Origin of the sequence: Shewanella sp. 11B5, assembly GCF_002836795.1 — a bacterium.
Taxonomy (GTDB): domain Bacteria; phylum Pseudomonadota; class Gammaproteobacteria; order Enterobacterales; family Shewanellaceae; genus Shewanella; species Shewanella frigidimarina.
This window is the reverse complement of the sequence record NZ_PJAP01000098.1, coordinates 1-1,294: the sequence shown is the minus strand read 5'-3', so window position 1 is coordinate 1,294 and position 1,294 is coordinate 1. Positions and strand designations below refer to the sequence as shown.

Genomic DNA, 1,294 nt, shown 5'->3' with positions numbered 1-1,294 from the left:
TCACCTCTAATGTCTGTAAATGTGAAGTCAATTTGCGTTAATAAACACAATTTAGGCTAACTAACAAATCGAAGGTCGACTTTAGTTTCCCTGTAAGTTTGTTATCAAAATAGGTCAGATAAAATCATCATTTTGATGTAAAAGTTATGACCTCAAGCAACAAACTCAACATTATATAAAATTAGCGCATAGGACATATACTGCAAATATATTCATAAATAACAATTGGGTGCATTTTTTTGTGCCTTTTATATTAGGGGAAGCTGATCTTTTAAGGTTGTTTTTTCGGCGAATCGTGAGCCATTACGTAAACATGAGCTACAAGTCAGAGGCTTGGTAGTGTCGTTGTTCTACATTAAGAGCTGATAACGCGGTAGAAAGGCCAACAAACGTTGCCTGTAAGGTTCGGCTAAAAACGTTTTACTCATTGTTGAGTACATCTTCTTGAAGTGATAATAGCTTAGACTGCGAGGTAGTAATCCACTCGCCTCGATTAACACGTTTTTATTTCAAAATGTAACCAGCACAGATCTACAGCCTCTAATCGGTGAGTAGAACTCATACCACTATGAGCATCAGTCGGTTAGCAAGAAAGTTAATGTGATGTTTCTTACATTTTGGGCATGTTTCCATACATATCATTACTCCGAATCAACTAGGAGATACATGATGAATGAAAAAGTGTTTAGTCAAACTCGACGAAATATAATCAAGGCGGCCGCCCTTGCTGGGGTAGGTAGCACTACTTTGTCATTGACTGCTGAAGCAAAGCCTATGCATGAGTTCGATGAAACTTATGATGTTGTTATTGTTGGCTCTGGGTTTGGTGGGCTGGCTACAGCGCTTCAATCTAGAGAGTTAGGCATGAGTGTATTAGTGGTAGAAAAAATGCCTGCTTTTGGCGGGAACTCTTGTTTGAATGGATCAGGCTTTGCTGTAGCAGGCCTTGACGAGCAAGCTAAACTGGGAATTGATGATAGCCCAGAAAAATTTATGCAGGACATCCTTAGTTCCGGTCAAGGGCTTAGTACCCCTACACTTGCACATGCCATAGCGTATGGTGCGAAGGATGCTTTTGAATGGGCCCAGTCTCATGGGGTTAAGTTTGCTGATGGCGTATATCTCTATGGCGGTCACTCTGTTGCGCGGGTAAAAATAGGTGTACGTGCTACTGGTGGCGATATAACCATCCCATTACGTGAAAAAGGCGAGCTCTTGGGCGCGCAATATCGCTCACGTTGTTCCATGAAAAGCATTCTGCTAGAAAATGGTAAAGCGATAGGTATTCAGGTGG

At 41.3% G+C, this 1,294-nt stretch carries 1 protein-coding gene; it reads left to right on the top strand.

What is annotated here, in order from left to right:
• Window positions 1–666: 666 nt before the first annotated feature.
• Window positions 667–1,294 (top strand): FAD-dependent oxidoreductase (locus tag CXF78_RS00820; RefSeq protein ID WP_180957008.1); only part of this gene is annotated, 628 nt, incomplete at its 3' end.